Consider the following 9,178-nt stretch of genomic DNA (forward strand, 5'->3'; position numbering starts at 1 on the left):
CCCCCCCCCCCCCCGCTACTCTGCGGGTTGAGGGGTAACCTGATCATTTAACTCTTGGAGGAGAGTTTCGAGTTGTTGGGTGAGTTCGCCATATTCGGCCCAGTTGCCAGCTTGGAGGGCATCTTGGGCGGCTTGGTAGGTTTCGAGGGCACCTTGGGCGAGGGGGGTAATCGTGGGTGAGGGGGTCGCCGTTTGGGGGGGTGAAGCCGCAGCCGTGGGGGTCGTGTCTTGGGGCTGTGCCGTTTGCTGGCCGAAGACAACAGCGAGGGATTCTTCTAGGGTTTCTCGCATGACAATTTTTTCATCGTAGGCAACAATCACCTGCTTTAATTCTGGCAATTCACTCTGTTCGGCGCGGAGATAAATCGGCTCCACATAGAGCAGCGAATTTTCAAGGGGAATGATCAATAAATCGCCGCGAATGACTTGCGAACCTTCTTGGCTCCAGAGGGTAAGTTGTGGGGAGATGTCGGAGTCTTGATCGATGCGGGCTTCGATCTGTTGGGGGCCGTAGATGAGTTCTTGTTTGGGGAAATCATAGAGTAAGGCTGTGCCGTAGTTTTCACCATCACAGCGGGCAGCCATCCAGGCGACCATGTTATCTTTATTGACCGGCGTGAAGGGCAAGATTAAGAGGAATTCTTCTTGCTCGGATTCCGGCAATTTCATGATCACATAGTAGGGTTCCATCACTTCTTCTGTATCTTCATACAGTTGGGTGGGTAAACGCCATAAATCTTCTTGGTTGTAGAAGACTTCGGGGCTTGTCATGTGGTAGGACAAATACATTTGCGCCTGGATTTGGAAAAGATCCACGGGGTAGCGGAAGTGAGCGCGAATATTGTCGGGAATGGGGTCGTTTGTAAAGAGGCTGGGGAAGATTTTGGCGTAGGTTTGGAGGACGGGATCGGTGGGATCAACGACGAAGAATTGCACCGTGCCATCGTAGGCATCGATGAGGACTTTAACGGAGTTGCGAATGTAGTTAAATTGGGGGGAAATGGGTTCGGAGTAGGGGAAGCGATCGCTAATCGTATAGCCATCAATCAGCCATTGCAGCCGACCGTCAATGATCGTGAGGTAGGGGTCACGATCGATGCGAAGGAAGGGGGCGAGGCGTTGGACGCGATCGCGAATCGTGCGGTGATAATGAATGCGCGATGCGGGGGTGAAATAGTTCGAGATCAATACCTTGAAATCGCGGCGATCGATGGCATACAGCAAGCGATGGAAAAAGGTGGGCATTGGCACACCGCCCAGGCCATCGTAGCGATTGGCGGCGTTCTCATCGCCGCTGGGATAGTCGAATTCATCGGTGCTCATGCCGGTGTAGATGAAGGCATCCGTGGCTTCACCGTAATAGATGCGCGGCTGGTCAATGGTGATATCGATGGAGCTTTGGGGGGGAATGTCTTGGATGAAGAGTTCCGGCAGGCCTTGGGGGGTGACGCGATTCACGGGACTCATCACCGCGCCGTAGCCGTGGGTATATTTGAGGCGTTGATTCACCCAGGTTTGGGCGCGATCGGGCACTTGGCTGTAGTCCAGTTCACGCCCGGAGAGCATCACTTGGCGATAGTTCTGCTCTAGGGTGTAGCGATCGATGTCCACATCCTGAAAGCTGTAGTAGAGGCGCAGTTCTTGGAGTTCGCGGTAGGTGCTGAGGAGGGGGCGATAGTCCCAGAGGCGAATGTTGTTGATGGTGCCGGGGTTGGCGTTGAGTACGTCCCAATTGAGGTTTGATTCAACGGGATAGGGTTGGGTTTGGATTTGGTCGAGGCCGTAGGCTTGGCGGGTGAGGTCGATGCTGTGGGTGATGTAGGGTTTTTCTTTGGTGAGTTCGTTGGGGGCAACGAAGAGGTTTTGCTCAAGGGCGGGGAGGACGGTGGGCAACAGGAGCGCGATCGCCACATAGCCGGTAACTGTCACGATCGCTAAGGCCACGCCATTACGCCGCAACGACCACCAGAGGAGACCCGCTGCGATCGCCCCCCCCAAACTCAACACCGCCAGCGACAACAGCCGCGAGTGGGCATCGGTATAGCCCGCCCCAAACACCACGCCCTCAGATGAATAGAGCAATTCATACCGTTGCAGCCAATAGCCCCAACCAATCAGCAACACCAAGCCACTGATCAGCACGGTGAGATGGGCTTTCACCCGGCCAATCACAATATTTTGCCACCCGCGCCCCGCGTCAATGCTGCCCTTGAGCACATAGACGGGAACCGTGGTGGCTAAACTCCCCACCACGAGATAGATTAACCAATTTTTCAACTGATCATAGGCGGGCAATTGGAAGATATAAAACCCCACATCTTGGCCAAAAATCGGGTCGCTACTGCCAAAGGGGGTGCTGTTGAAATATTTCCACACCACTTCCCACCCATCGATAAAACCACTCGCCCCGGAAATCGCCAGGAAAAGCGACAACCCCACCGCCCCAATGCTGACCAAGGTTTGCACCGGCATTGAATCGGGGGAGAGTCCCGACTTGAGCCGGAACACACTGTAGCGGGTCAGTTTGAGGGCAATATGATAATTCCCCCAAAAACAGAGGAAAAACAGCAGCGCCGACAACCCCCAAGCGAGCGATCGCCCCACCGTCACCGTCATGAAAACCGGCACTTGGCCCAAGCTGTCATACCACCACCATTCGGTAATCAGATGCACGGTGGGAGACAGGATCAACACAATGCCAACCACGAGACCAATGAGAACAAGACTCAGTTTTGACGATAAACGCACGAGGGTTTCAGACCAATGAGGGACAGGGGATGGCTTCGCTCCCTTCTCCCCACGGGAGAAGGGTTGGGGATGAGGGCAACAGGAGCTTTAGGCGGCGATCGCTTGATGGAGAAACTGCACCAATTGCGGCCCTTGCATTAACCCTTCAATGCGCTCGGCGGGTTGACCATTTTTGAAGAGAACGAGGGTAGGCAGGGCGTGGATACCGTAGCGGCTCGCCAGTTGTGGATATTTATCTGTGTCAATCTTAACGATTTGAATTTGATCTTTCATTTGGTAGCCCACTTCTTCGAGGAGCGGGGCCATCATCTGACAAGGGCCACACCAGGTGGCGTAGAAATCCACTAAAACGGGCTTAGTGGCTTGGGTGAGGAGGTCTTCAAAACTGGTGAATTGTTTTTTAACAGCCATAGTGACGTGATGGGGTGATTCAGAAATTGATCTTGCCCTCATCCCCGGCCCTTCTCCCGTGGAGAGAAGGGAGCGAAGCCCTCTCCTGTGGGCGAGGGTTGGGTGAGGGGTTTGAGGGAGACACGGTGCAAATTGATTTTGGGGCCAAATTCGGGGATCGTTAAAGACTGTACAGACTTTAACGATAGACAAAACTATGGAACGCCTGCCGGAATCATTACAAAAACTTCAAGGGAAAGTGGCGATTGTCACGGGGGCATCACGGGGGATCGGGAAAGCGATCGCCCTCCATCTGGCCAGCGAAGGGGCTAAAGTGGTGGTCAACTATGCCCGCTCCAGTGAGGCGGCCGAGCAGGTGGTGGCGGAGATTCAGGCCGCAGGGGGGGAAGCGATCGCAGCCCTTGCCGATGTTGCCCAAGCCGACCAAATTGAAACCCTAATCACCCAAACGAAAAAAGACTGGGGCAGCCTCGACATCCTCGTCAACAACGCCGGCATCACCCGCGACACTTTGCTGTTACGAATGAAGCTCGAAGACTGGCAAGCCGTCATCGACCTCAACCTCACCGGGGTTTTCCTCGCCACCCGCGCCGCCAGCAAAATCATGCTCAAACAACGCAGCGGCAGAATTATTAACATCGCCTCCGTCGCCGGGCAAATGGGCAACCCCGGCCAAGCTAACTACAGCGCCGCCAAAGCCGGGGTAATCGGCTTCACCAAAACCGTCGCCAAGGAACTCGCCCCCCGTGGTGTCACCGTCAACGCCGTCGCCCCCGGTTTCATCGCCACGGACATGACCCACGGCCTCGACAGCGACGAAATCCTCAAATTCATCCCCCTCGGCCGCTACGGTCAACCGGACGAAATCGCCGGGATGGTGCGTTTCCTCGCCGCCGACCCCGCCGCCGCCTACATCACCGGCCAAGTGTTTAACGTCGATGGCGGCATGGTGATGGCTTAGATTTAGCATCGCGCCATCCTGCGTGAATATATGGTCAGGGACGGGCAAGGGGCTGAAGCCCCTTGTTGATGGGATGCTAAGATGCACAGTTGATCTCAAGATTGCTCGCTCTACACTTAAAAATTTTTACCAATATCATGATGATGAAATCTGTTTTCAAGCTGGGCGCGATCGCCTCCCTCACCGCTATTACTTTCCATGGATTGATCCCAGCGGCCAGCCTCGCCCATCCCAACCACTCCCCTAGCATTGGTAACCCCCAAACCCGCGACCCTGGCCGACATTTTCGAGAGTTGGGCATTGAAGGATCGATTTTGATTGAGAATTTGGAGGGCGATCGCATCCTTCAGCACAACCCCCAACGCAACGCCACCCCTTTCCCCACTGCCTCCACCTTTAAAATTTTTAATTCCCTCGTGGCCTTAGAAACGGGTGCGATCGCCAACGATCTCGCGATTCTCACCTGGGACGGCATCCCCCGCGAACTGTCCACCTGGAATCGTGACCTCAACCTCCGGGAAGCTTTCCGCACCTCCGCCGTTTGGTTTTACCAAATTCTCGCCCGTCGGGCCGGTCACGCCCCAATGCAGCAATGGATCACCGCCGCAAACTACGGCAACCAAACCATCGGCGGCCCTGACGAAATTGATCGCTTTTGGCTCAATGGCACATTACAAATCACCCCCCAAGAGCAGATTGATTTTTTGCGGCGATTGTATCAGGATGAATTACCGTTTTCAGCGCGATCGCAAACCCTTGTCAAAGACATCATGATCGCCGAAAAAACCCCCACCTACACCATCCGCGCTAAAACCGGCTGGTATGGCTTCGGTAATGATGCCGTCCAAAATATCGGTTGGTACGTCGGCTATCTTGAAACTGCTGAAACGGTCTATTTTTTCGCCCTCAACATCGACATCAACCGCCCCGCAGACGGAGCCGCCCGCCTCGAACTCACCCGCCGCACATTCCACGATCTCGGTGTTTTGTAGCAGTGGACAAGTTCGTTAGGACAGGCAAGGGGCTTAAGCCCCTTGTTCCAGAGTCTCTGATTGTCCTAATTGCTCTGGCACTACTGCTATTACTCAAAGCTGTTGGGGCGGTGGGGCCGAAATGCGTAACATTAGCTGCCGCCAAGGTTGGGTAAAAATGTGACGAGAGGGGGAAATAGGATGATCAGCAAGAGGACGAATAATTGCAGCAGAATGAAGGGAATGACACCGCGATAAATGTCTTGGGTGCTGACGGATTCTGGGGCAACGCCGCGTAGGTAAAAGAGGGCGAAGCCAAAGGGGGGCGTGAGGAATGAGGTTTGCAAATTTGCGCCGAGAATCACGCCATACCAGAGCATATTAATGCCGAAGGCTTCGGCGATGGGGGCGAAGATGGGGACGATGATGAAGGCGATTTCAAAGAAGTCGATGAAAAAGCCGAGGATGAAGACGGTGAGTAGGTTGACAAAGAGGAATGTCCATTGACCGCCGGGGAGGTTGGAGAGGAGGTCGAACATGAAGCGATCGCCATGCAAGGCCCGGAACACCAAACTAAAGGCCGTCGAACCGATCAAGATAAAAATCACCATACTGCTGATCCGTAAGGTGGCATCACAGACCTGCCGCACCGTGGCCCAGGTGAGTTGCCGATTCAGCGCGGCGAGGAGCATCGCCCCGGCTGACCCGACGGCTCCGGCTTCGGTGGGGGTGGCAAACCCGAAGAAGATACTCCCCAACACCAACAGGATTAACCCCAAGGGCGGGAGCATGACTTTCACCACTCGCGCCCACAGTTCCCCTGGGGCAAAGGTGCGCACGGATTCCGGCAGGGCGGGGGCGAGGCTGGGGCGCACCCAAGCGAGGATCAACACGTAGATCGCGAAGGCTCCCGCCATCATCACCCCTGGAATCAGGGAGCCGATGAAGAGATCCCCGACAGAGATGCCCAGTTGATCCCCCAAGACGACGAGGACGACGCTGGGGGGGATGATTTGGCCGAGGGTTCCGGAGGCGACGATGATGCCGGTGGCGAGGCGTTTGTCGTAGCCGTAGCGCAGCATGATCGGTAGGGAGATTAAGCCCATGGCGACGACGGTGGCGGCCACAACGCCGGTGGAGGCGGCAAGGAGTGCGCCGACGACGACGACGGCGAGGGCGAGTCCACCCCGGAGCCGACCGAAGAGAATCCCCATGGTTTCGAGGAGGCGTTCGGCGATGCCGGTTTTTTCGAGCATGGCCCCTAGAAAGATGAAGTAAGGGATGGCGAGGAGGGTGTAGTTGGCCATGATGCCGAAGATGCGCTGGGGCATGACGGCCATGAGCATGGGGTTAAAGAGGTCTAAGCCGATGCCGATCGCACCAAATAAAATCGCTACCCCACCGAGGGAGAAGGCGACGGGGTAGCCCAGGGCGAGAAAGCCGAGCGCACCGATGAACATGGCGGGGCCGAGCCAGTCATAGCCCATGGTGATTCTCCGGGGTGAGGATGACGGCGATCGCACGACACAATTCGGCCAATCCCTGAATGATTAACAGGGCAAAGCTGACTAAAATCATGGTTTTAATCGGATAACGGGGTAAACCGCCGGGATCGGGGGACATTTCCCAAATTGCCCAGGAATTCACCACTGTTGACCAGGAAAAATAGATCACCAATAGGGAAAAGGGCATGAGAAAACACACCACCCCGATCGCGTTGGCCCAGGCTTTGGTTTTCGGACTCCAGCGTTTGAAAAGCACATCGACGCGCACATGGTCATTGTGCTTGAGGGTGTAGGCTGCGCCGAGGAGAAAGACAAGATCGAAGAGATACCATTGAATTTCGATCAGGGCGTTGGAGGTGAGGTTTTGCCCGATGAAGCGTCCGAGGTAGCGACCCACCACATTCCAAACGCCCACACCGACCATGATCAGCACGAGACCAGCGGCAAAACGCCCCACCCACTCATTGAGGTGATCGAGGCGGCGGGCGATCGCAGTCAAGCGTTGAGGCAGCATAACCACACCACGAGAGAATGTCCATTAATCTACCGCAAAGGAGGGGATCGGCCCAAACTGGCGCGAGTGGCGGGCTTAATTCGCTTCGGCGGGGGGGCTGTCTAGCTCAGACTCTGGCAGGGTGGGCAGGGATGGATCGGCGAATTTTTCGGGGATGAGGATCTCGGTTACGGGGCTGGGGGATGGGGTGGGTAGGGGTCTAGAGTCGGGAATGAGGGGGCGATCGCGATCAATGGCCGACGGAGCCGCATCTTCGATCGCTTCGTTCACGCCGTCTTCGGTCACCGTTTGCCCCCGACTGACAAAAATCACCAATTTCAACGGACGGCCCACCTGCTGACTGATAAACCGTTGCACCTCCTGCACCTGTTTCGCCGTAATGCCCTCGACAACATTACTCGACACTTGCACATTGAGATAGACGATGGGAACCTTGGCCCCCCAGTCAATCCGCGTATCCACAAGGGTGACATCCTGCTGCCCAATGGTGACAGTGTTGCGAACCACCAGGGTGCGAATGTAGTCTTCAACGCGGGCTTGACGAATTTGGGAAATAAAATTTGCCCCCAAGGGAATGAACAAGAGCGCCACGGACATCATCGCCCAGGTAATCGAGTGGCTCACTTCGGCATAACCCGCCAGAATGAAAACCAACATACAGGCAAGCACAATCCCCAGTAAGTTGGTGAGATAGAGGAGCATGGCTTGCTGACTGAAGACCCAAAAGCTGGGGGTATCGAAGGCTTTGGCGATGGACAGACCCACGACGCAGATCGGAGGCATGAGGGCAACGGCGATCGCAGTCCCCGCCAGAGCATCACTAATGCTATCGCGCACCTTGGCAAAGCTGCTAATCCCCCCAGCGGCAAGGGCAATCCCTAAATCCACTAAACTGGGCTGCACCCGGGCTTGAAACTCTGAACCAAAGGACGGAATCGGCGTGACGAGGCCAATCACCATCGCCAACCCCACGGCCAACAGCGTCCCCCCCACAATCGAAAACAGCGATCGCTTCAGCAGATCCAGATCCCCCTCTAGAGCCGCGAAGGCAAAGGCCCGCAGGGGTAACATTAACGGCGCAATCAACATCGCCCCAATAATCACCGCCGTGCTGTTACTAATCAGGCCGAAGGTGGCGATCGCACAGGAACTAATAATCAGCACCACAAAATTCGTTGACCAGGTCGCCTCTACGGTCAATTCCCGATGGAGGTTGCGGCCCTGCTCAAGAGACACTGGACGCGGCAAAAACCGACGCAAGGCAGCAAAATAATGGGTCATGGATGGTTTCATGATCTTCCTCCGAGAAACCCCATCCCGTTGTGGGTGGGGTTGTTGACGGCACAACCTTAGGGGTAAGTCCTGACCCACTGTACAGTAGATTTTTGATAACTTTGCCCAAGAGACAGACTACACTAGGTTCAACGTCAGGGTTGCCCCTCTTTACCCATGCAATCGGTATTCTGAAACACTCATGAATCGCCAAACGCTTTTGCAACGCTACGCCGACGGAGAACGGGATTTTTGTGACTTAACGCTGCCTCAGATTGACCTCAGCCATACCACACTCACCCACAGCGCCTTCATCCAAACAGACCTCACGGAGGCTTCGTTTCAACAGTCCGAACTCAATAACACGAGCTTCAATAGTGCAATCCTAGACGGGGCGAATTTTGAACAGGCAAACCTGAGCCAAAGTGATCTGAGTATGGCGGAGTTGACTCGCGCTAACCTTAGCTATGGGGTGTTAAATCTGGCCAGCTTGATGGGGGCGGAACTCAGGGAAGGGTATTTGGTGATGGCTAAACTGTTGGGCTGTGACCTGAGTGGGGCGAATTTGACCGGGGCGACGCTGCTGGGGTCAAGCTGTATGGGGGCGAATTTTGCCGGGGCGGATCTTTCGGGGGCGAATTTCAGCCGGGCGTATCTCTATCTCAAGTGTCAAAAGAGGACTCCCGTTATAGCCGAAGGCTTAACGGTGAGATGAATTTTGACCAACAAAGAAAACTGAGCGAAGCGAATCCTACAGGGTTGACTTAGTCCTGTAGGAAAGTTAGGATAAGGGGGA

General features: G+C 55.3%; 8 protein-coding genes. 3 read left to right on the plus strand and 5 right to left on the minus strand.

Going from position 1 to position 9,178, the window contains the following annotated elements:
- Positions 1-15 precede the first annotated feature (15 nt).
- Entirely contained in the window at positions 16-2,748 is a 2,733-nt protein-coding gene (locus PN477_RS02635) for a UPF0182 family membrane protein (protein WP_272120768.1), read from the minus strand.
- Between the two features lie 87 nt (positions 2,749-2,835).
- Positions 2,836-3,159 carry a thioredoxin gene (gene trxA, locus PN477_RS02640; RefSeq protein ID WP_272120769.1) on the minus strand — a complete coding sequence of 108 codons (324 nt, stop codon included), beginning with the start codon at positions 3,157-3,159 and terminating at the stop codon, positions 2,836-2,838.
- A gap of 196 nt (positions 3,160-3,355) precedes the next feature.
- Here trxA and fabG point away from each other — a divergent pair, with 196 nt between their 5' ends.
- A complete protein-coding gene (gene fabG, locus PN477_RS02645; RefSeq protein WP_272120771.1) occupies positions 3,356-4,120 on the plus strand; it encodes a 3-oxoacyl-[acyl-carrier-protein] reductase in 765 nt (254 codons plus the stop codon).
- A 137-nt stretch (positions 4,121-4,257) separates the two neighbouring features.
- Entirely contained in the window at positions 4,258-5,112 is an 855-nt protein-coding gene (gene blaOXA / locus PN477_RS02650; RefSeq protein ID WP_272120773.1) for a class D beta-lactamase, read from the plus strand.
- A 131-nt stretch (positions 5,113-5,243) separates the two neighbouring features.
- Here the strand turns inward: blaOXA and PN477_RS02655 are convergent, their stop codons facing one another.
- The 3 genes from PN477_RS02655 to PN477_RS02665 all read right to left on the minus strand — a co-directional run bounded on the left by PN477_RS02655 (position 5,244) and on the right by PN477_RS02665 (position 8,403).
- Entirely contained in the window at positions 5,244-6,584 is a 1,341-nt protein-coding gene (locus tag PN477_RS02655; protein ID WP_417158738.1) for a TRAP transporter large permease, read from the minus strand.
- Positions 6,568-7,110, minus strand: a complete 543-nt coding sequence (locus PN477_RS02660; RefSeq protein ID WP_272120776.1) for a TRAP transporter small permease subunit — start codon at positions 7,108-7,110, stop codon at positions 6,568-6,570. The genes PN477_RS02655 and PN477_RS02660 overlap by 17 nt, the downstream gene beginning before the upstream one ends.
- A 75-nt stretch (positions 7,111-7,185) precedes the next feature.
- Complete coding sequence (locus PN477_RS02665; RefSeq protein ID WP_272120777.1) at positions 7,186-8,403, minus strand: DUF389 domain-containing protein; 1,218 nt, start codon at positions 8,401-8,403, stop codon at positions 7,186-7,188.
- 181 nt (positions 8,404-8,584) lie between these two features.
- Between PN477_RS02665 and PN477_RS02670 the strand changes: the two genes are divergently transcribed.
- A complete protein-coding gene (locus PN477_RS02670) occupies positions 8,585-9,097 on the plus strand; it encodes a pentapeptide repeat-containing protein (RefSeq protein WP_272120779.1) in 513 nt (170 codons plus the stop codon).
- Positions 9,098-9,178: the final 81 nt, after the last annotated feature.

This window comes from Spirulina subsalsa CS-330 (assembly GCF_028330765.1).
GTDB classification, from domain to species: domain Bacteria; phylum Cyanobacteriota; class Cyanobacteriia; order Cyanobacteriales; family Spirulinaceae; genus Spirulina; species Spirulina subsalsa_A.

Coding starts and splice junctions, on each gene's coding strand:
- trxA (WP_272120769.1), bottom strand. CDS start 3,159: ATGGCTGTTAAAAAACAATTCACCAGTTTTGAAGACCTCCTCACCCAA.
- fabG (WP_272120771.1), top strand. CDS start 3,356: ATGGAACGCCTGCCGGAATCATTACAAAAACTTCAAGGGAAAGTGGCG.
- blaOXA (WP_272120773.1), top strand. CDS start 4,258: ATGATGATGAAATCTGTTTTCAAGCTGGGCGCGATCGCCTCCCTCACC.
- PN477_RS02660 (WP_272120776.1), bottom strand. CDS start 7,110: ATGCTGCCTCAACGCTTGACTGCGATCGCCCGCCGCCTCGATCACCTC.
- PN477_RS02665 (WP_272120777.1), bottom strand. CDS start 8,403: ATGAAACCATCCATGACCCATTATTTTGCTGCCTTGCGTCGGTTTTTG.
- PN477_RS02670 (WP_272120779.1), top strand. CDS start 8,585: ATGAATCGCCAAACGCTTTTGCAACGCTACGCCGACGGAGAACGGGAT.